A 22,795-nucleotide genomic window follows, 5' to 3' on the forward strand; every position below is an offset into this window, starting at 1 on the left:
CGTGGTGACCGGTCAATGAGGTGAGCAGCAGCGCCCAGGCGCCCTGCAACACGATGTTGACGGTGGTGTGCTGCGATCGCGCCAGCTCACCAAGTGCTCGGGTGGTTTGTTCGGACACCCGATGCGCCCGCACGCCCCGATACCCGCGAGCCGATTTCTGCCCCGAATCGACGAGTGTCGGCGTGTCAAAACCCGCGAGCACCTCACCCCAGGCCGCCTGGGCGCCCGCGTGATCCCGGTCTGCCAGCCAGCCGATGAAACTCCGGTACGGAGTGGCCGCGGGTAACCGCTGTCCGCGATAGCTGGAGAAAATCTCGTGCAGCAGGATCGGCAGCGACCAACCATCGAGGACGATGTGGTGGTTGGTGAGCACAAATCGGTGCCGCTCGTGCCCTGTGCGAATCAAGGCAACCCGGAACGCCGGCGGGTCAGACAGATCGCAGACCGCGGCACGTTCGGCGGCACACTCCCGCTGGACCCGCCCTTCCGTTTCGGCACTGAGGAATTCGATATCGGTGTCGATACTCAGATCGACATATCTCCACCCCGCGGTGGGATCGGCGGGGATGACCTGCACCGGTTGGTCGAACTGCTCGCAGAACCGCGCTGCCAGGTGCGGGTGGCGGCGCGCCACCGTTTGCACCGCATCGTGCAGACGATGCTGATCAAGTGGCCCGTCGACCGTGATGTCGAGCTGCACCACATATAGATCCTCAGGCCCATTTCCAGCGCTGCTGTGAAAGACCAGACCCTGCTGTAATGCGCTTAGCGGCAGTATATCTGCGATCCGATACTGCTGCTCCAACTCGTCGATCTGCCGCTGACTGAGCAGGGCAGGCGCGATGTCCGACGGGGTCAGTCCGCCCCCACCCTGTCGCACGTGCGCACAGATACCGACCAGAGCCTCGAACCACAGCCGGCTCAGACGGCTGATCTGGGCAGCGTCGAACATCGACGACGCCCAGGTCCAATTGGCTTGTAGCTGTGGGCCGATATCAGTGTCGAGGGTGCCCGCGTTCAGTGCCACCGTGTGCGTCAACGGCATGGGTATCGCTGCGGCAGCATCGGTCGACGACATGCTCTCCGTGGAGATCCGCCACAGATCATCGGATGGCTCCGTGCCGGCGCCCCCCAGTCGACCCAAATAGTTGAAGGCGACCGTCGGGTCGACCGCGTCCAGATCGACATCGGTATTCAGGTAACGCAGCAGCCCGTAGGTCAGCGGATCCGGCAGCGATCGAAGCTCCTCCTTGGCTCCCTTGATCACCGCGCCCAACGCAACATCTCCGGCCACCACACGGGCCCAGGGCAGTCCGCCGAGTGTCAACGCCACTGGGTACTTGGCGGTGAACCACCCGACCGTGCGCGACAGATCGACCTCGGCGGCTAGATCCTCGTGCCGTCCGTGCCCCTCGACGTCGATGCCGACTGGCGCGGCTCCAGTACCTGAGAATTCAGCTACCGCGAGACCGAATGCGATCAACAGAATATCTTGTGGCCCTGCATGAAACGCGGTAGGAACCTCGCCGAGTAGCATCCGGGTGGTCTCGACGTCGAGCGATACCGACAGCTGTCCCGCACTCTCGAGGGTGTCCATCCCGGGGTGCGCCGCCGGTAGGACCGGTGTGGTCGCCGCCACCTGACGCCACGCCTGCGCCTGCCGCTCCACCTCAGGATGCCGCGCATACGCGTCCAACAATTCGGCCCAACGCCGAAACGACGTCCCGGAGGCCGGTAGCGCAATGGGTTGCCCGGCACGACGTTGTGCCCACGCAATATTGATGTCTTCCAGAAGAATTCGCCAGGAGACCCCATCGACCGCCATGTGATGTACCACCAGAACCAGCTGGGCGGTGTCAGTCACCCACAGCGCGTTCAGCATCACCCCGGCGGGCGGGTTCAACCGCGATCGTGCCGCTACCAACACCTCGTCGGACAACGCCTCCACCACGTGCAGGCAGTCTCGCGCGCCAACCGCGCCCGGCTCGGGCAGCGTCAACGACCACCCGGCGACGCCGTCGTCCTCGGCGCGCAGTCGCAGCATGGCGTGGCGATCCAGCAAGGCCTGCAATACCGCTATGACGTCATCCTCGGTGGCATCTGTGGGGGCCTGCAGCAGCCCGGTCTGATTGAATTCACCAGTCGGTCCGTCAACATCCCTCAGCCACTGGATGATTGGCGTAGCCAGTGCCAGCCCCACCCCTTCATCGATCGGGCCGCGCGAATCTGCGGCCACATCGACTACCCGGGCCAGCCGGGCAACACTCTGCTCGACAAACACATCGCGCGGACGGCACACCAGGCCGGCAACTCGGGCCCGTGCCACCACCTGCATCGACAGAATGCTGTCACCGCCAAGGTCAAAGAACGAGTCGTCGACGCCCACTCGATTCAGTCCGAGGACCTGGGCGTAAATGTCAGCGAGAACCTCTTCGACGGCGTCCGCCGGGGCGCGATACCGGTCGCGGTCACGGTAGTCGGGAGCGGGAAGCGCCCGGATGTCGAGTTTTCCGTTGACCGTCAACGGAATGGCATCCAAGACCACAATCGCCGCGGGCACCATGTATGCCGGCAACCGATCCACCAACGCGGCGCGCAACTCACCAGACTCGGCGGTCCCGATGATATAGCCGACCAACCGCTTGTCCCCCGGACGATCCTCGCGCGCGATCACCACTGCCTGATCGACGCCCTGGAGGCTCGCCAAAACAGCCCGCACCTCACCAAGTTCGATGCGATGGCCGCGGATCTTGACCTGCTCATCGGCGCGGCCCCGATACTGCAGCTGTCCGTCAGCACCCCAGCACACGAGGTCGCCGGTGCGATACATCCGCTGTACGGGCGCTCCCGCGCCGACAAAGGGACACGCCACAAACCGCGCGGCCGTCAAACCGGTCCGGCCCACGTAGCCGTATCCCAACCCCGCACCGGCCACATACAGCTCGCCGATCACCCCGGCCGGGACGGGGCGCAACCGCTCGTCGAGCACAAAGAGCGCGGCCCCGGGCACCGGCGAGCCGATGGGCACACCCAGCCCTGCTTGTAGTGGCGCACTGATCGCCACGCACATGGTGGTCTCGGTGGGACCGTAGGCGTTGATCATTAGCCGCCCGGGTGCCCACTGATCGACTACCTCCGGTGGGCAGGCTTCACCAACTACCACCAATGCCGCCGACTCCAGGCCGTCCCGCGGTAACACTCGGACGGCAGAAGGCGTTTGAGTGATCACACGGACGTGTTCCCGAACGAGCAACGCATGGAAATCTTCGGGTGAGTTCGTCACCTCCTCGGGAACCACTACCACTCGCCCGCCCCGCAGCAGGGCACCGAAGATCTCCCAGACCGAGACATCGAAGGCCAGCGAGTGGGTCTGCGACCACACTCCAGGGTGCGGCAGCCCGGCATCGAGCGACTCGAGCAACTGCGTCACATTGTGATGGCTGAGGGCGACACCCTTGGGCACGCCAGTGGTGCCCGAGGTGTAGATCAGATAGGCGATATCGTCCGCGCCTGGTGCCGGAAGTGCCTCGCGGAGATGAACCTCCACAGAGTCGACATCGAAGCTATCCACGTCAATGATCGCCAAGCCATCCCGACCTAGCCGATCGGCCCGATCGGCGGTGGTGACCACGGCGACCGGCGCGGCGTCGGCCAGCACGAACTCCAACCGCGCATCCGGCACCGACGGATCGATTGGCAGATACGCCGCCCCGGTCTTGAGTACCGCGAGGATCGACACGATGGCCTCAGCCGACCGGTTGAACAACAGCCCGACACACTGTCCCGGGCCCGCTCCCCGCGCGATCAGTACGTGCGCCAATCGGTTCGCGGCATCGTCAAGTTCGCGGTAAGTCAACGAATTCTGGCCGTGGGTCACCGCGACCGCCTCAGGGGCGCGCGTCACGTGCTCGGCGAAGAGCCCGGGAATCGACACCGCCCTCGGCGCCGGACGCGACAACGTCGCGTGGTTGCCGAGCGCCGTCAATCGGGCGCACTCAGCGTCATCGAGTACCTCAACCGACGACAGCCGCACCGTCGGGTCCGCTGTCATGGCCGTCAGAACGCGCTGCAGGCGAGCGGCCAGCGTATGGATTGATTCGGCGTCAAACACATCGGTGCGGAATTCCACCGTCCCGCCGATGCCGGCCGCCTCACCGGACTGCGTCGTGCGTTCAGCCAGCGAGAAGTTCACATCCATTCGCGCCGTGTGTGTTTCCATCGGCATCTGGGTGACGCGTACATCGCCCAACACCACATTGGCCGCTGAATCATTGATGTCATGTCCGGCGATGCTCTGCCACGCCAACGCCACCTGAATCAGTGGGTGATGGGAGAGGGAGCGGGTCGGGTTCATTCGCTCGACAAGTACCTCGAAAGGCACGTCCTGGTGGTCATAGGCGGCCAGGCTGCGAGCACGCACCTGGGCCAGAAGCTCGGAAACGGTGGGGTCCCCCGCCAGGTCGACCCGCAGCACCAACGTATTGACGAAGAAGCCGACCAGCTCATCGAGAGCTGGATCGCGACGCCCGGCGATCGGGAAGCCCACCGCCACATCAGAACTGGAACTGAGCTTAGAGAGCAGCACCAGCAGCGCCGCCTGCACCACCATGAAGCTGGTCGCGTTGTGTTCGCGAGCCACCCGCGCAACCTGTTGCTGCAACTCGACGGGCCAGTCCACCGCGATTGTCGCCCCATGGTGGTCGGCCATCAGCGGGTACGGCCGATCGATGGGCAGCGCGATGCGTTCGGGCATCCCGGCCAACGCGCCTTCCCAGTACGCCAGCTGCCCTGCGATGCGGCTGTCGCTGTCCTCAAGGTCACCGAATTGCGCTCGCTGCCAAAGGGTGTAGTCGGCGTACTGCACTGACAGGTCAGTCCAACCCGGAGCATGCCCGCCACACCGGTCGGTATAGGCGAGCCCCAGATCGGCCACCAGTGGAGCGATCGACCAACCGTCGGCAGCGATGTGGTGCACCACCACCGCCAGCACATGCTTATCCTCGGAGACGCGGAAAAGCCGTGCTTTCATGGGTATTTCGGCGTCCAGATCGAAAGCATGCCGCGAGACGGCACCCATGGCACGCTGGATCTGCAGCTCGTTCCAGTCGGCGGCGTCGATGATCTCCCAGCCGAAGTCGGCGTTCCCCGGATCCACCACCACTTGGCGGGGGATACCGCCGGGGGCCGCGAATAGGGTGCGCAGGCTCTCATGACGATCCACCACATCCGCCAGCGCCGCACCCAACGCATCGGCATCCAGCTCCCCGTCCAACCGGAACGCGGCTGTCATGTTGTAAACCGGTGAGGGACCCTGCAACTGGTCCAGGAACCACAAGCGCGATTGAGCGAACGAAAGCGGTAGCACGGCGGGCCGCTCGACTGCCACCAACGGCGCCAGTCGAGCCTCTTCCCCACCGACACGGTCCGCCAGCTGGGCCACCGTGGGCGCGTCGAACAAGACACGCACCGCGATACCCGCATTGAGCGATACATTGATGGCGGCGATCAGACGCATCGCGGACAGTGAATCTCCGCCAAGATCGAAGAACGAGTCGTCGACACCGACGCGCTCGTGTCCGAGAACTCGGGCGTAGATATCGGCCAGGATTTCCTCGACCGGGTTGGCCGGTGCTCGGTAGTGTTCGCCATCAACGTAGTCCGGCGCGGGCAGCGCGCGTCTGTTGAGTTTGCCGTTGACCGTCAGCGGCACGGCATCGATCGCGACTATCGCGGCCGGCACCATGTACCTCGGCAGCCGCTCTGCCAGCAGACCGCGGATCTGGCTCGGGTCGGCGCTGCCGGTGATGTAACCGACCAGGCGCTGATCACCCGGTGCGTCCTCACGGGCGATCACCACGGCCTGGGCTACCCCGTCGAGCGCGGCGAGCGCCGCCTGGATTTCACCAAGTTCGATGCGGTACCCACGAATCTTGACCTGCTCATCGGCACGTCCCAGGTACTGCAGCTGCCCGTCGGCACCCCACCGCACCAAGTCCCCGGTGCGATACATGCGCGCACCGGGCTCGCCGAACGGGCAGGCCACGAATCGCGACGACGTCAAGCCCGACCGGCGCCAATAGCCAAGACCCACACCGCGGCCGGCCACATACAACTCGCCGACCACCCCGGGCAGGACCGGGCGCAGCCACGCGTCCAGCGCGAACAACGCCACGCCCGACACCGGCATACCGATCGGTACCGCGGAGCCCGCGGTAAGCGGTGCGCTGATCGACGCGTACACCGTGGCCTCGGTGGGGCCGTAGGCGTTGATCATCACCCGCCCGGGCGCCCAACGGTCCACGAGTTCAGGCGGACAAGCCTCGCCCGCCACCACCAACGTTACCGAGTCCAGGCCCCGCGGCGAGATCATGCCGGCGGCAGAAGGGGTCTGACTCAGCACACTGACGTGCTCGGCGACAAGCAACTCATGGAAATCGCCGGGCGATGCGGCGACAGCCTCGGGTACCACCAGCAGGCGTGCCCCGTGTAGCAATGCACCGAAGATCTCCCACACCGAGACATCGAAGCTATAGGAATGCCACTGCGCCCACACCTGTCCGAGCCCCGACGGAACATTTGTGTCCAATGAGCCGAAGAGCCCGGGAACGTTGCGGTGCGCAATGGCAACGCCTTTCGGTACACCGGTGGTTCCCGAGGTGTAGATGATGTACGCGACGTCATCGGGGTCCGGGGACACCAGCTCGGTGCCGCGCTGGCCGTCGGCGGCGGTATCCGTTGTCTGACTGATGTCGACGACCGTGAGGTCAAGACCGTCTAGCCGTGACCACTGTTCTGCGGTGGTGACCCCGAGGATCGGCATGGCATCGGCCACCATGAACTCGATACGGGAAGTCGGCAGCGCCGGGTCAACCGGGATGTAAGCCGCGCCGGTTTTCAGCACGGCCAAGATCGCCACGATGGCCTCCGCCGAGCGGGAGAACAGCAGCGCCACAACCTCGCCCGGGCGTGCGCCCTGTTGGGCCAATACGTGCGCACACCGGTCGGCGGCCTCATCGAGTTCCCGGTACGTCATCGACCGGCCCTCGAAGGTCACTGCCACAGCATCCGGCGTGCGCCCCGCCTGCTGTGCAAACAATTCCGGAATCGATTCCGTGACTGTGGGTTTAGCAATACCTGCTCGGTTACTCCACTGGTCCAGGCGGGCGTGCGCAGCGTCATCCAGCAGCTTGATCGACGACAACGCGCGACCAGGGTCAGCGATCATCGCCGCCAGAATTTTCTTCAGCCGCTCAAACAAAACCTCCACGGCGACAAGGTCGAAGATATCGGTGTCGTACTCAACACGAAGAACCAATTCAGGGCCCGGGAGAGCTTGCACGGCAAGCGGGTAGTGGTTGGATTCACGGAAATCGAATTCGGTGATCGACAGGCCGCCGATACTCAGCGGTGCGGAGGTATCGATCGGGTAGTTCTCGAACACCAAAAGTGTGTCGAACAGCTTGTCCTGGCCGGTGATCCGGTGGATGTCGCTCAGCGCCAGGTGCTGGTGTTCAAGGGTGTCGTTGTGAGCACTCTGCAATTGGTGCAACAGATCTGAGGTGGTGGTCGCCGGCGTGAGGTTCGCCCGCACCGGCACCGTGTTGATCAGCAGCCCGACCATCGATTCCGCGCCGAGGACCTCGGCCGGGCGTCCCGAGACCGTCGTACCGAACGCGACATCATGCCGACCGGTCAGTGAGCTCAGGAGCAACGCCCACGCGCCCTGAAGCACCGTGTTGGCGGTGGTGTGATGCGAACGCGCCAGCTCGCCGAGCGCCAGCGTGGTCGCCTCCGGTAGCCGGAAAGATTCAACGCCTCGGTATCCCAATTCTTCTCGACCGGCCGGGCCGACCAGTGTCGGGCTGTCGAGACCGGCCAGTGCCTCGCGCCACGCTGCGTGGGCGCCCGCACGATCCCGCTCCGTCAACCAGGTCACAAAGCTGCGATACGGCGCGGCGGCGGGCAGCCGCTGTCCGCCGAGGCTGGCGAAGATCTCCTGCATGAGGATCGGCATCGACCACCCGTCGAGCACAATGTGGTGAGTGGTCAGGACGAAACGATGTCGGTCTTCAGCGATGCGAATGAGCGCGGCCCGGACAGCGGACTGACTCTCGAGGTCGCACACCGCCCTGCGTTCGGCGGCACAGAATTCGCTGATCTGCTCGTCAGCGCCACGGTCGGCATCCAGTTCGACGTACTGCCAGGGCACTTCGGGATCGGCGGGAATGATCTGCACCGGATGCTCAAACTGTTCGCAAAAGCGTGCCGCCAGATGTGGGTGCCGTCCCACCACTGTATGAACGGCATCGCGGAGGCGGTCCGCCTCGAGTGACCCACTCATCGCGATACTCAGTTGCATCGCATAGACATCGTCGGACCCCTGTGCGGTGCCGGTATGAAAGAGCAGACCCTGCTGTAAGGGAGTCAGCGGCAGCACATCGGCGATGCGGTGCTGCCGACTCAACTGGTCGATCTGCCGCTGATTCAGCTCGGCAGGGGCCACATCCGATGGAGTTAATCCACCTCCGCCTCTTCGTACATGCGCGCAGATACCGGCAAGAGCGTCGAACCACAGTTGACTGAGCCTGCCGACCTGCGCGTGATCCAGTACCGAGAGCGCCCACGTCCAGTCGGCGTTCAGATGCGGCCCGGTGTCGGTGTCGACGGTGGCCGCGTTGAGTTCCACGCTGTGTCCCAGTGCCGTGGGCACCAACCCGGCGACACGGGTCAACGACAGACCCTCGGAACAGATTCGCCACCCATCAGCGGACGCCCCGCCGAGGCGGCCCAGATAGTTGAACGCGACTGCGGGGTCGGGCGATTCCAGGTCAACATCGGGGTTGAGGTAACGCAGCAGACCGTAAGTCACGCCTACCGGTTGGGTGCGAAGCTGTTCCTTGGCGTCTTTGATTACCGCCCCCAGCGCCACATCACCGTCCGCTACCTGGGCCCAGCGCAACCCACCCAGCGTCAACGACACCGGGTACTTGGCAGTGAACCAGCCGACAGTGCGCGATAGATCCGTACAGCGATCGGCCGCTTCGCCCAGATCCGCCAATTCCTCGTGGCGTCCGTGCCCCTCCACGTCGATACCGATGGGCGTCCCAACGCTGCCGGTGAACTCCGCCACCGCCAATCCGAATGCGATCAATAGGATCTCGTGTACCCCGGCGTGAAACGCCGTCGGTACCTCGCCGAGTAGTACCCGGGTGGTCTCGGCGTCCAGCGATACCGACAGCTGCCCTGCGTTCTCGTAGGTATCCGTCTCGGCACGCACTGCCGACAACACCGCCGGGGCCGAGGCCGTCCGCCGCCACGCCGGTACCTGCTCCACGAGCTTCGGGTGCCGCGCAGACTGGACCAGTAGTTCGGCCCACCGCGCGAATGATGTGCCCGTCGGCGGCAGCAGCACCGGCTGGCCAAGGCGGTGCTGCGCCCACGCGATGTTGAGATCTTCCACCATGATTCGCCACGACACACCGTCGACAGCCACGTGGTGAACGATCAACACCAGCTGCCTCACGGATGCCACCCAGAGCGCGCTCAGCATCACCCCGGCGGCCGGATCCAACCGTGACCGCGCCGCCGCCAGCGCCTCATCGGATAACTCATCCACCGAGCGCAGGCACGCACGCGAGTCCACCGCACCCGCCGCGGGCACCGTCAACGACCATCCGCCGGTACTGTCGCCATCCGCACGCAGCCGCAGCATCGCATGGCGATCAAGCAAGGCCTGCACCATGACGACGGCGTCGTCCTCGGTGGTGTCGGTGGGCGCCTGCACCAGCACCGTCTGGTTGAACTCACGGATCGACCCGTCTGCGCCTTCCAGGCTCTTCAACCACTGCATGATCGGTGTCGCGACCACCGACCCGAGGCCCTCATCGATCGGCTCCTCGGCACCGCTCGTCACAGCGACCGCCCGGGCCAGTCGGGCCACACTCTGCTGAACAAAGATGTCGCGCGGTCGACACACGAGGCCTGCTGCACGCGCGCGCGAGGACACCTGCATTGCCAGGATGCTGTCCCCGCCAAGCTCGAAGAACGAGTCGTCGATACCGACGTGGTCCAGGCCAAGGATCTGGGCGTAGATGCCGGTCAGGATCTCCTCGGTCGGAGTGGTTGCCGCCCTGAACTGATCGACGTGTCGGTACTCCGGTGCGGGCAGAGCCCTTCTATCCAGCTTGCCGTTGACCGTCAACGGCATGGTCTCTAAGACCACAATCGCTGCGGGCACCATGTATGACGGCAACCGCTCCGCCATGGCGGTACGCAAGACCGCGGACTCGGCAGTGCCGGTGATATAGGCGACCAGACGCTTGTCTCCCGGACGATCCTCCCGGGCAATCACGACCGCTTGCTCGACGCCGCCGAATGTCGTTAACACCGACTGAATTTCGCCCAGTTCGATGCGATATCCACGAATCTTCACCTGCTCATCGGCGCGCCCTAGATACTGCAGCTGTCCGCCGAGACTCCAGCACACCAGGTCCCCAGTGCGATACATCCGTGCGCCCCGGCCACCAAATGGACACGCCACGAACCGAGTCGCCGTCAATGCATTCCGGCCGACATAGCCGTAGCCCAAACCCGCACCGGCCACGTACAACTCTCCGACTGCACCCTCGGGTACCGGACGCAACCAATCATCGAGCACGAAGAACGCGAGATCGGCCAGCGGAACCCCGATCGGGCTGGCCTCAGCGTGCACATCTGCAGCAGTGATCTCGCGGAACGAAGCGTGCACCGTCGTCTCGGTGATCCCGTACATGTTGATCAACCGAGGTCCCCCCGGATGATCGGCCAACCAGTTCCCGAGGCGCGATGGCGTCAGGGCTTCCCCGCCGAACACCACGACCTCGAGCCCCAGCTGCTGGTGTTCCGGCAGCACGGCGTCCACCGACTGCAGGGCATAAAACGCCGACGGCGTTTGACTCAACACGCCGACGCGCTCCCGGACGAGCAGCGCGTGGAGATCCTCGGGCGAGCGCGTTACGGCATCGGGAACCACCACCAGCCGCCCACCATGGAGCAAGGAACCGAATACCTCCCATACCGAGAAGTCGAAGGCCAGGGAATGGCACTGCGTCCAGACCTGCCCCGGGGTCAGCTCCAGATCGGCGTCGATTGCCTCCAACAACCTCGTCACGTTGTGGTGCGGAATGGCAACGCCTTTCGGCACCCCAGTGGTGCCCGAGGTGTAGATCAGATAGGCGATATCGTCGGGACCCGGCATCACCGGCAGGACAGTGCTCGGCTGGCCATACACCGCACGGTCGTTGATATCGATCACCGTCACTCCGCGCCCATTCAACCGATCCACCAGATCGGCCGTGGTCACGGCAACAGCGGGTCCGGCATCGGCCAGCACAAATTCCAATCGTGCGGCAGGCACCGATGGATCGATTGGCACGTACGCCGCACCGGTTTTCAGTACCCCCATGATCGCCACGATCGCCTCGACAGACCGCGAGAATAACAACGCCACCCGCTGCCCGGGCCCCACGCCATGAGCAACCAACAAATGCGCCAGGCGATTCGCTGCCGCATCCAGCCCGCGATAGGTCATCGCACTGTCGTCTGAACTAACCGCCACGGCGCCCGGATCACGAGCCACTTGCTCTGCGAACACCGCCGGAATCGACACCGTCTCACGCACCGGCCGAATCAACGCCCCCCGATTGCTCCAGACATCCAATGGAGGACAGTCGGCCTCATCACGAACATCGATCGCCGAAAGCGGCCGCTCTGGAGCTGCGGTCATCGCCGACAGCACCCGCTCGAAGCGGTCTGCGAGAGCTCGCGCATCGCAGTCGGCGAACAAGGCGCCCACGCCCGACGTGCTCAGGAACAACTCTTCATCATTCTTGATGAAGACCAGCCCAAACTGATCCACGAGCCCCGTGTGGGTCACGGTCCCTGATCCAGCGGCTCCGGCAAAGTCCGCCAAACGGGTCGTGGGGATGAAGTTGATGGCCGCACGATTCGACGTCTGCCCGCCGCGCTGGAATCCCGTCTTGCTCTCGATGGCGCGTAACGGAAACCGCTGATGCTGCAACGCTTCCTGGATCCGCGTATCGACGTGTTCACAGAAGGCCGCCACCGTGGTCGCCGGCGACGTCGTCAACCTCAGCGGGACAACACCGGAACTCATTCCTGGTACGAACAGCGCTTCTGGGCGTACCCGCCGGCTTACCGGGAAGTCGAGTACGACCTGCGAACCACCAACCTCACCATGCACCAACAGCGCACATGCCGCCGTGATCACGGCAGCGCGACGCACCCCCAACGCACGCGACAACTCGCGGGTCTTGGCGACGACGGACGGATCCAGCTGGACTGGCGCAGAAGGCTCATACTCGACAGTTTGACGTGCGGCAGCAGGCGCCAGGCCATGCTGTGCATCGCTCTCCAGCGGGCCACAGTTCGCCCAATACGCCTCATCATCAGCGTAGTCATCGGAGGCCTCGTACTCCGATTCGCAGTCGATGAGACTCCGTAGCGATCCAAATATCGGCGGAGGTATCGGCGTATCGGTGGCGATCGCCGAATAGACGGCCGCGATCCGATGACACAGCAGACCCATGCCGATTCCATCTGTCGCGATGTGGTGGCAGCACACGAAGAAATAGAAGTCGTCAGCTCGCGCCCGCATCAGCGCAAACTTGAACAGCGGGCCACTCAGGGGCATCGGCTTTCGCCGGATCGATGACGCTATCCGATAGGCATCGGCCATGGGATCCGAAGAGCCCGTTAAATCATGGCGAGCAAGCTCGATGTCTGGATAGTCAACTACCGTCTGAAATACCTGACCATCGCGTTCAGAAAAAACGGCTCTGAGCGGCTCGGCCTCGTGCACCACATGACGCACGGCCCGCTCGAGAAGGTCATGCTCGATGGCACCCTCGATTCGGCCAAGCATGCCCAGCTGCCATTTGTTATCGGCATGACCAGTTTCCTCGGCCAGCCAGATATCCAGCTGCCCCCGCGTAAGCGGAAGCGCCCCATGATCACATTCCATTGGTCCCCACCCACTGCTTAATGATCAACAGTCCGACCCTGTGCCACCCTCTCGCGCAGGCTTTTTGGCCTAATGTCAGGCCAGTTCTGCTCTATGTTGTCCAGGCAGGAAGCGCGATCCGCCGCACCGAAGACCACTCGCCATCCGGCTGGAACATCGACAAAGGCCGGCCACAGACTGTGCTGCTCTTCGTCGTTGACCAGAACGAAAAAGCTGCCCTTGTCATCATCAAATGGATTGATACTCAACACTTCTCCCGACACCATCCACGCACGATAAGTGGAACCTGTTCTAAAACTAACCGAGAAAGCGCCAGCGGTGCGTGTTTTCAGAGAAATCGCCAATACTTGCTACTGGCCAGTTGGAAACCTGGATGGCCGGTCGTCATTGCCCGACACGATCGGCCCAGGAGACGCGAATTGGCTGCTATTCGTTACCAAACCGGCCATGATCAGCCCGCAGCCATCACCACGACACAGACGGAGCCTGCTGTCTCATGATTTGCTGTATGGCCCGTGGCACGTATCGAGCGATGCTCGACGAGGTACCGCACGTGACCAGATTAATCCCGCAGAAACGCCGCCGGTGACCGACCTGATAAGCATGGGCGACATGCCCAACCTCCGAAAGTGCCTGCACACCCGACTCGACACTCGTACCGTTGATGGGCACCGTTCCGCCCCGGGCTGAGTCAGTTTCCGCGACAGGCAAACTCGCTCCAGTCGCTGCCGAGGCTGCCGGCATGTGAGCTGTCATACCGTCTAGTACTTAGGATCACGCAAAGTGAGCAAAACTGCGAAAACCGCACTGCCGCCCGGGCCTCCGCTCCCCCTGGTGGTGCAGTCCGTATTAATGGCCGCCTATGGCCTGCGCTTCCTGGCTGGATGCCAGCGCCGCTATGGCAACGTGTTCACGCTGCGTATTCCCTTGTCGGGCAAGGTGGTATATCTCGCAAATCCCGCCGATATCAAGACCGTGTACGCCGGTGACCCGCGGGTCTTTCATTCCGGCGAGGCGCACTGGTTCTTTCGCGGCCTCCTCGGCGATAGCTCCTTGTTTGTACTCGACGAGGACGCCCACCATGACCAGCGTCGCCTGCTCATGCCGGCGTTTCATCGCGACGCCGTCGCACGCCAGGCCGCCCAGATGGCCGAGATCGCTGCCGCAAACATAACCAAATGGCCGGTAGGTGAAGACTTCTCCGTTGCTCCGAAGACCACCGACATCACACTCGAGGTGATCCTGCGAACAGTCATCGGCGCCACTGACCCGACGCGGCTGGCCGCACTCCGCAAGGTCGTGCCCCGTCTGCTCTACATGAAGCCGTGGGAAACACCGGCGATTACCAATCCGGGCCTACGGCGCTATTTCCCTTGGCGGGGGGTCGGCAGGCGAATGACAGAGACCGATGCCTTGCTCTACGCGGAGATCGCCGAACGCCGTGCCGATCCCAACCTGTCGGAGCGCACCGATGTGTTGGCCATGCTGGTAGGCGCCACTGACGACAACGGCCGCACCATGTCCGACCAAGAACTGCGTGATCACCTCCTGACGTCCATCGCGGCCGGACACGAGACCACTGCGACGGCGCTGTCCTGGGTGCTGGAACGACTGACACGCCACCCCACCGCACTGGCGAAGGCCGTGCGGGCCGCCGATGCCAGCGCCGCGGGTGATCCGTCGGGCGACGAATACCTCGACGCTGTGGCGAAAGAGACGTTGCGCATCCGTCCGGTGATCTTCAGTTCGGGCAGGGTGCTCAAGGAACCCGTCGAGGTCGGCGGCTATCGGCTACCGGCCGGCATCATGGTCGATCCGGCGATCGGACTTGTCCATGCGAGCGCCGACGTGTACCCGGATCCAGACCGATTCGACCCGGATCGGATGCTCGGCACCACGCTGAGCCCGACCACCTGGCTGCCATTCGGTGGAGGCAACCGCCGCTGCCTTGGGGCCACCTTCGCGATGGTCGAAATTCGGATCGTCCTGCGTGAGATCCTGCGCCGGGTCGACTTGTGCACCACCGAGGCTCCCGATGAGAAGCAGCAGGCGAAGCACGTCACTTTCGTGCCACACCGTGGCGGGTCTATCCGTGTTCAAGCGATCAGGGACCGCGAGCCCGCCGCGACACCGGCATGTCCCGCCGGTTCTCATGCCATTACGCAGTCCAGCGACTCGCAGCTCTAGCTGCCGCGAGACTCTCCACGAGATCTGCCGTGATCACAACACTGTCAGCGGGCCTGGTCATTCGAGCGGCGAGCTCGCGGGCCCGGGCCACACATTCCGGTTCGAGGATGGTGCGTAGATCAGCCACCAATGTCTTCTTCGTCGTGGCCGAGAGCCGCCGGGCAGTCCCCACTTTCAATCGTTTGACCCGGCCTCCCCACAGCGTCTGATCGAGGTCTGTCGAAAGTATCAAGGTGGGAACGCCCGCCCGCAGACCCGCGGCGGTAGTGCCCGTGCCGCCGTGGTGCACCACCGCGCGGCAGGCCGGAAAGGCAACGGAATAGTTCATCGCACCAACCACTTTGACGTTCTCGGCAGGAGGGAAATCGCTAAAGTCGGACCCGGCGGAACACACCAATGCCCGCTCGCCCAATTGGTCACACGCCGAACCGATCATGGCGAGTGTCTGGACGGCAGATTCGACCGGCAGACTGCCAAAGCCAAAGAAGATTGGCGGCGCACCGGAAGCAATCCACGAGGCCACTTCATCATCAAACTCCGTCGGCAGGTCGAGCGTCAGCGCACCTACGAACGGGCGACGGCCCTCATGCTCTGCCCATTCGGCGGCCAGGCCGGGAAAGCAGACCTCGTCATAGGCCTGAATCTCCAGCGACCCGCGATCGGTGATTCGCCACGGTGAGGGTGCAGCGGCCTTCGGCAGCGCCAGCTCACCGCGCTGGACACCCTCAACCTTCCTCGCATTCCGCCAGGCAAGCCACTCGCCAACCTTCATTGTCGATCGGCCCAACGGCGCCGGCAGAAACGGTACGAAGTGGCCGTTGGCCCGCAAGGGAAAGAAGTGCAGCGTAGCCAGCGGAATGTCGTAGTACTCCGCGACATTGCCCGCGGCGTCCTCGAAATTCACACCGGTGAAGAGCAAGTCGGCCCCCTCAGCCAACGATGTCAGGGTGGCGACGATGTCCTTCCAACATTCGAGAAACGGCTCCACCACGTCGCGCCGCATCCTGATCAAATCCCGTATCTTCCAGAAGTTACGAAAGAAGTGCGTCCAGAAATCGCGGTGCGCGTCAAGAACTGCCTGTAGATCCGGTCCGTACGGGACCGCGGTAGGTCCGGCCGCCTCGACGAACGCGATGAGGTCGGGGGGAACGGCCATCTGCACCTCATGCCCCCGACGTAGGAGCTCACGGCCGACCGCGACACAGGGCTCGATGTCACCGCGCGTGCCGTAGCTCGCCAATACGAACTTCATCGGGGGTTCAGCCGACCCGCTTGAGCCGAACGAACTCTTCCAGCAGATCGGCGGCGGTCACCGGACTTTCAGCGGCTTTGGTCATTCGGGTGGCAACCTCACGGGCACGCGTGACGTACTGCGCGTCGAAGATGGTCCGCAGGTCAGCGACCAGTGTCTTCTCGGTCGTCGACGAGAAACGCCGCGCGGTACCCACTTTCAGCCGCTTGACGCGCGCTCCCCACAACGTCTGATCGAGGTCGGTCGACAGCACCAGCGTGGGGACTCCCGCCCGCAGACTCGCCGCGGTGGTGCCCGCACCGCCGTGGTGCACCACCGCGCGGCACGCCGGAAAGGCGGCAGAATAGTTCATCACGCCAACCACTTTGACGTTCTCGAAAAGAGGGACATGGCTGAAATCACTTCCCCCGGCGCACACTAACGCTCGCTCCCCCAACTGATCACATGCCCCGCTGATCATGGCAAGCGTCTCGGCAGCTGACTCGACGGGCATGCTGCCGAAGCCAAAACAAATCGGCGGTGCTCCCCCGGCAATCCACGAGGCCACCTCGTCGTCGGAATCTGTTGGTAGATCGAGTGTCAGTGCGCCCACGAAGGGCCGCCGACCATCGTATTCCGCCCATTCCGCCGCCAATCCGGGCATACATACCTCGTCATAGGCCTGGATCTCCAACGACCCGCGCTCTGCGATCCGCCAGGGCGAGGGCCCGGTGGCTTTAGGCAGGCCCAGCTCACGACGCTGCGGATCCTCTAGCCTTTTGAACATCGGCCAACCCAGCCACTCCGACAACCTCATGATGGACCGGCCCAGCCGGGCAGGCATTCCCGGAACAAGCTGACCGTTGGCGCGAATCGGAAACACGTGCAGCGTGGCGAACGGCAGGGAGTAGAACTCCGCGACGTTACCGGCCGACTCCTCACCGAGGACGCCGGTGAACAGCAGGTCCGCATCCGCCGCTTGCGATCTCAGCGTCGTACTGACGTCCTCCCAGCACTGAACCAGGAACCGCCAATCTTCACGCAGCAGCTCCCGAAGGTCCCGAAGCCTCCAGAAGTTCTTCCAGAAGTTCCGCAAGAATCGCGCCCAGAAGTCACGATTCACGTCCTGCCATACCCGCACGTCGGGTCCACAGGCGACCGCGGAAAGTCCGGCCGCCTCGGTGAAGTCGACAAGGTCGGGTGGGACGACCATGCGTACGTCGTGCCCGCGACGCAACAACTCACGGCCGACGGCGATGCCGGGCTCGACATCACCACGTGTTCCATAGAATGACAGTACGAATTTCATCGCAGAGCCCTTCACTTCCAGTGTTCCCGCAGAATGAAAGCGGGAGCCTCGCCACGGCTCAACCGACCGGCAGCATATCCCGGTACACGCGTTATTGACTTTAAATTCAAGAGATTTGGGAATACAACAACACCCCTAGACGAGACGTGCAGATTTGGCGCTACTGGACCCGCAGCACAAAACCGGTCTGGTCACCACGGTTCTGCTGATTGAGCCGTTTAGCCCGCTTCTCCCACTCCCAGATCTGCTTGGGACGAAACATACGAAGGATTCTGGGGTCGGTCACCGGAACATCACCCCGGTAGGCTTCACTTCCGGTGAACTGGCCAAAAGTTGAATCATCAAATGTCTGCGCGACCCGCAATCCCGCGCGCTCTGCGGCCAGAGCCATTCCCCGTCGTGACGGTATGACCATGTGCCGAGGCGCGTCGGCCTGCACCCAATCAGCTCCGTAGATGGCCCAAGCTTCTGATGACGTTGTCGGCACCCGAGCCAGGCACATGCCGCCATCGGCCAACATTCTGGACGCCACCTCGAGCGTAGCCACCGGATCCGGCATATGTTCGAGCGAGTGATTGAACATGATGAGATCGAATTCACCTCGTACATCACTCAAATAGCGCTTCAACAGCGGTATACGTTCGCGGGACTCGCTATCCCCTGCGATGAAGGGGTCGGCCCCGAGCAGGCTCACAAACCCGACTCTCGCGAGCCGGTCCAGCAATGCACCGCTTCCACATCCGACATCCAAGATCCGCGCATCGCGTTCAATTCCAAGCCCCGCGAGCATCTTGACGGCATCTCCCCCGAGCAGCACCCGGAAGATGCCCTCCGGGATAGGCGAGGCCATGGCTGATCCAAAAATCCTTCCCCCGCTTCGCAATGTGAATAGGTCTCGCTGCGCAACCAGCCATTGAAAGGCCTTCGGCTGGGCCGAGCCGTTGTGCGAATAGTAGGCCGCGGGGTAATGCCGCATGAGCTCGTCACCCTCAAGTGCATTGACGATCTGCAACGTGTCGCACTCGGCGCAGCTGAAGTATTCGAACACCTCGCGGGTGCCGAACATCATCTCGCGAACCTCAAGCGTTCGATGAGGGCCGGTCGAGTCGCACAGTCGGCACGCACTGGTAACCGCCGTCATTCAAATCTCCTCCACGAGAGTGTGAGTCCGGCGAACGCGCACCGCGTGCCAAGGGCCTGTGACAGCCCGCCACAGAACAACTTTCAAAGGAACCCCAGAGCACGAACCTACCGCGTAGTGTCTTCGTACGTGTGGGGATCGGTGCTAGCGCTCGTCGTACTGGTCGCCCTGAATCCGATCCGACTGGGCATTACCCTGCTCGTGATCTCTCGGCCGCAGCCCGTGCAAAATCTCCTCGTTTACTGGGCGGGCTGTCTCATCGGTTGCATCCCCGCCGTGGTGGCGCCACTGATACTGCTGCACGTCACGCCGATGTTCAGATCATTCGCACAGAGCGTGGCGGTCAGCCCCGCCATTCGGCACGTTCAACTAGGCATGGGTGCGCTAGCGCTGTCGGTTGCCGCGCTAATAGCACTGTGGCCACGGTTGCGTCAGCGTCAGCGTCAGCTGCAGTATGCGGGCGAAGATGCTCTGGCCCCAGACCCGAATCCGCCGACACAGAACCCCATCTCGCGCCTCCTGGGCCGCACCGAAGACACGTCAACCGATGGCGGGTCGCGGCTCCGACGACTGCTACGCAAGACCGCCAGTGCATGGGAAAACGGATCGTTATGGGTCGCCTTCCTGATCGGACTGCTACTCGGCGGAATCGAACCTGACGCGGGCCTGTTCCTCATAGCCATCTTGGTCACCTCAGGCGCTGCGCTCGGGACGCAGATCACTGTCGCAGTCGTCTTTATCATCGGCGTCCTGGCGATCGTCGAGCTGACACTCATCAGCTACTTGGTCGCGCCCACGAAAACCCAAGCGGTCGTGCAACTGTTGCATGACTGGGCACTGACTCATCGGCGAAAGATTCTGATAGCCATGTGCATAGTGGCTGGGATATCACTTTTGATCCACGGCCTGAGCGGAATCTGAGAGCTCAGAGCCAGGTGCATGCGCGAAACCCATTCGGGCACAACGGTTCGTCAGATTCGGTATCAGGGTTGCTGGTTGCTTTGGTTTCCCATTCGCCGAAGAAAGCGCGTCGGCCTGGGTAGTGTTCCGGGCCGTGTGGGGTCTACTGCTCGCGATGGCGATCATGTTCGCGGTCAATCCGGTATTACTCGCCATCATCGTCCTGATGATCTCGCGGCCTCAGCCGGTGCAGAATCTGGCCGCCTACTGGATTGGCAGCATGATCGTGAGTCTTGCGGGCCTGCTGATACCGCTGATGGTGCTACACGTAGCACCATCAGTTCGCACCTTCGTGGAAGATATGGCCGGGCCGGGTAACAGCATTACCACCCGGCTGGTCAATCTCAGCATGGGCGTTCTCATGCTGTCCATCGCAACGCTCATGGCAGCACGCTCGGTCCGTCAGCGAATGCGTGTGCGAGTGGCGGCGGGCGACCCCTCGGACCGGACACGTGATGCACATACGCCAAGCCCCATCACATCCCCGTTCGGCACCCTCCAGGACCAGGACGCGGAGCGGGGTTCCATGTTCCGGCGGCTGCTCCGCCGACTCCAAAAAGCCTGGGAAGACGGGGCGTTATGGGTCGCCTTTGTGTTCGGCCTGGCCGGATTACCGCCCCCCATGTTGGTGGTCTTCGTGCTCACCCCCATCGTGGCCTCGGGTTCCCCGATCGGAACCCAGGTCATCGCCGTCATCCTGTTCGTCTTTGGAATGTTCACGGTGGTTGAGATCACCCTCGTCAGCTATGTGGTCGCGCCCACGAAAACCCTTGCGGTACTGCGGCCAATGCATGATTGGGCACTGGCCCACCGCCGCCAGGTGCTGATCACCATATTCTCAATCGCTGGAATCATTCAGGTAGTCAACGGTATTGCCTAAAGCGGTGAGGTGACATGCGGGAGACTCACGTCATGCCCATGTCCCGCGTCTCCCATGAGCAGTCGCCATGACCTCGTAGATCAGCTTCATCATCGACGGGCGGGTGCGCCGACTCAGCTTGTGGAATCTCTGGTAATCCTCGACCATTGCCCGGAAGCCGCGTTCGCTTACCCGATACGACTCCAAGACCTGTTCCAATGCCGACTGGTCCCAGGGTTCATCCGCAGCAGCCGCACGGAGCGTTTGATAAACCACGGACATCCAGTCCGTCCCAAAGGGCTCTGTCACTGGGCCACAATATTTCTGGCGTCGAAGGTCGGTTTCGAGAAACTCGTCGATCGCTGCCTCGTCCCGGGTGTCCAGGTCGAGCCCGAGCGCCACCGAGATTCGTTTCATTTCCCGGCGCCAATCCTCAAGGAGGTTGGCGTACCCCACGAACACGCGCGGCACATCGCGAGTGTTCACCTCAGCCAACAGATTGAACTTGAGCCACAACGCACTCGAGAACTCCGGCGACGCGGCCGCCTGGGCCGCAACTGAGGCGATGACCTCCGTCGGGTGACGCACCGCGACCACTGTCGCCACGTCGTATCCGGCCAGCCGAGTCGCCTCAAACCACATGTCGGACAGAAGATTTATCCTCGGGTCCTTGATGATCAGCATCGGCGCAGGCGGCAACGAGGCAAGATATGCGCGGATCTCGGCGATACACGCAGTCTTCTCACCAGCATCGAACCCACCCTCTTCTTGGAGACGTAAGGTGGTGTCGAATCTGGAGCTGCCGTTCCGATGCAAGATCCTCTCGTTGAGGATGATGGCTTTGCGTGGCTCCCAATAGCCCCGCGGATTGGCCTGGTTCGCACCCGCGAGCGCGGGAGGTAGCGCACCGCCGCATAGCGAGAGCGCCCGGGTAATCGCCGATGTACCGGACCTCGCCATACCCATGACAAAAAGAGCTACCGGGCGGGACCGTCCGTCCGCGGTCACGAGTACGACCTTGCGATGGATAGAGCGCGCAGCGCAGGAGTGTCGTGTCGCATCATGAGATCCTCCAGCGGTAGACCGCCCGATCCTGCCGGGGCATGCGATCAGAACGAGTTACGAGGCGTAATAGACTGTCGCACATTGAATCATGCGTCCGCAGCAAATGTGACGGCATCAAGCGGCTTTCCCTAATGTGGTCACGGCGGTAGTACGGACGGACGACTCGCGACCACCACCGTTGGCCCCAGTACCCCGCGGGTCCGGAACTCGATGGCGATGGCGGGATCTGCATGATGGGCCAGCGCGCGCAGTGCCGACGGGCTGTAGGCACGAAGGGAACTGATAAACCCGTCGTGCTGCAATGGCGAGATCTTGACGAGTGGCAGCACCACGGCCAATAACGCGATGTGAAGCGCCACCGGCGGCCTGGGCAGGTCGACGATCAAGAACTTCCGCGCCGCACGTGTCCCCGACGCGAACACCTGGGCGGCAAGATCAGGTGGAAGATGATGCAGCGACAAGGCAAAGACCGCGAGATCGTATTGCTCGTCCATGACATCGATTGCGGTGGCATCCATCTCTCTTACCGTTACGCGGGGGTGACTGCCCAGGTCACTGGCGGCCGCCGCTGCCACGAACGCGGGATCGATGTCGGTGACCGTCACCTCGGCGCTGGGATGCATCTCCAGCAGCTTCCGTGACAACCCCCCAAGTCCTGCGCCAAGTTCGAGGATCTTCGGCGAACGCACACCCGCCACCTCAAGGAGCGCAATTCGGGCGCATTTCTCGTGTACACCGATCCACCGTCGCCGCCCTGCTCGATCAAGCGCGGACATGACCTTGTGCTTGAGATCATCGACGTCATCGCGGTCCAGGTACTCCAGGCGGCTGGTCTGCAACCGTCTGTCCAGCCACGAGGCATCCGGACCGCCCCGAGGCATACTCGAAATATTGAGGACTCTGTTCTCCACGTAGAACATCATGGATCACCGCGGCGCCGCTCGACATGCCAGTCGTAAAATCAAATGCAGTGCAGGGCATGAAAACTGCAATGTCGATCCAGTTACTCCGCCACAGACCGT

Annotated in this window: 10 protein-coding genes (1 of these 10 cut by a window edge); 3 read left to right on the forward strand and 7 right to left on the reverse strand. The window is 63.1% G+C overall.

The window, feature by feature from the left end; translation table 11 throughout:
- Together B4383_RS05430 and B4383_RS05435 are read right to left on the reverse strand one after the other, a co-directional pair.
- Positions 1-13,021, reverse strand: partial view of a non-ribosomal peptide synthetase gene (locus B4383_RS05430; protein WP_078289969.1) — the 5' portion only. Its footprint begins 11,384 nt before the window's first position; 13,021 of the gene's 24,405 nt are visible here — the first part of the coding sequence; the start codon lies at positions 13,019-13,021; its stop codon lies beyond the left edge, outside the window.
- A 17-nt stretch (positions 13,022-13,038) separates the two neighbouring features.
- Positions 13,039-13,269, reverse strand: a complete 231-nt coding sequence (locus B4383_RS05435) for an MbtH family protein (protein WP_078290010.1) — start codon at positions 13,267-13,269, stop codon at positions 13,039-13,041.
- 535 nt (positions 13,270-13,804) lie between these two features.
- Between B4383_RS05435 and B4383_RS05440 the strand changes: the two genes are divergently transcribed.
- Positions 13,805-15,208 carry a cytochrome P450 gene (locus B4383_RS05440; protein ID WP_078289968.1) on the forward strand — a complete coding sequence of 468 codons (1,404 nt, stop codon included), beginning with the start codon at positions 13,805-13,807 and terminating at the stop codon, positions 15,206-15,208.
- Here B4383_RS05440 and B4383_RS05445 read toward each other — a convergent pair.
- From B4383_RS05445 to B4383_RS05455, 3 genes are all read right to left on the reverse strand, one after another.
- Positions 15,180-16,460 carry a glycosyltransferase gene (locus B4383_RS05445; protein WP_078289967.1) on the reverse strand — a complete coding sequence of 427 codons (1,281 nt, stop codon included), beginning with the start codon at positions 16,458-16,460 and terminating at the stop codon, positions 15,180-15,182. The genes B4383_RS05440 and B4383_RS05445 overlap by 29 nt on opposite strands.
- Before the next feature lie 7 nt (positions 16,461-16,467).
- Positions 16,468-17,748 carry a glycosyltransferase gene (locus B4383_RS05450; protein ID WP_078289966.1) on the reverse strand — a complete coding sequence of 427 codons (1,281 nt, stop codon included), beginning with the start codon at positions 17,746-17,748 and terminating at the stop codon, positions 16,468-16,470.
- A 160-nt stretch (positions 17,749-17,908) separates the two neighbouring features.
- Positions 17,909-18,889, reverse strand: a complete 981-nt coding sequence (locus tag B4383_RS05455; protein WP_078289965.1) for a class I SAM-dependent methyltransferase — start codon at positions 18,887-18,889, stop codon at positions 17,909-17,911.
- Between the two features lie 129 nt (positions 18,890-19,018).
- On the opposite strand from B4383_RS05455, the gene B4383_RS05460 reads away from it, so the two are divergent.
- Complete coding sequence (locus tag B4383_RS05460) at positions 19,019-19,810, forward strand: GAP family protein (protein ID WP_078289964.1); 792 nt, start codon at positions 19,019-19,021, stop codon at positions 19,808-19,810.
- A 133-nt stretch (positions 19,811-19,943) separates the two neighbouring features.
- Positions 19,944-20,729, forward strand: coding sequence for a GAP family protein (locus B4383_RS05465; RefSeq protein WP_078290009.1), 786 nt, complete (start codon positions 19,944-19,946; stop codon positions 20,727-20,729).
- 30 nt (positions 20,730-20,759) lie between these two features.
- Here B4383_RS05465 and B4383_RS05470 read toward each other — a convergent pair whose 3' ends face one another.
- Positions 20,760-21,716 carry a sulfotransferase family protein gene (locus tag B4383_RS05470; RefSeq protein WP_078289963.1) on the reverse strand — a complete coding sequence of 319 codons (957 nt, stop codon included), beginning with the start codon at positions 21,714-21,716 and terminating at the stop codon, positions 20,760-20,762.
- Between the two features lie 194 nt (positions 21,717-21,910).
- On the reverse strand, positions 21,911-22,693 hold the full coding sequence (locus B4383_RS05475) for a methyltransferase domain-containing protein (protein ID WP_078290008.1): 783 nt from the start codon (positions 22,691-22,693) through the stop codon (positions 21,911-21,913).
- Positions 22,694-22,795 lie beyond the last annotated feature (102 nt).

The organism is Mycobacterium sp. D16R24, from assembly GCF_002013385.1.
Classification (GTDB): domain Bacteria; phylum Actinomycetota; class Actinomycetes; order Mycobacteriales; family Mycobacteriaceae; genus Mycobacterium.

What these genes read in the sequence shown, in the direction of transcription:
- B4383_RS05475 (WP_078290008.1), bottom strand. Translation starts at nt 22,693, where the DNA reads ATGTTCTACGTGGAGAACAGAGTCCTCAATATTTCGAGTATGCCTCGG.
- B4383_RS05455 (WP_078289965.1), bottom strand. Translation starts at nt 18,889, where the DNA reads ATGACGGCGGTTACCAGTGCGTGCCGACTGTGCGACTCGACCGGCCCT.
- B4383_RS05445 (WP_078289967.1), bottom strand. Translation starts at nt 16,460, where the DNA reads ATGAAGTTCGTATTGGCGAGCTACGGCACGCGCGGTGACATCGAGCCC.
- B4383_RS05450 (WP_078289966.1), bottom strand. Translation starts at nt 17,748, where the DNA reads ATGAAATTCGTACTGTCATTCTATGGAACACGTGGTGATGTCGAGCCC.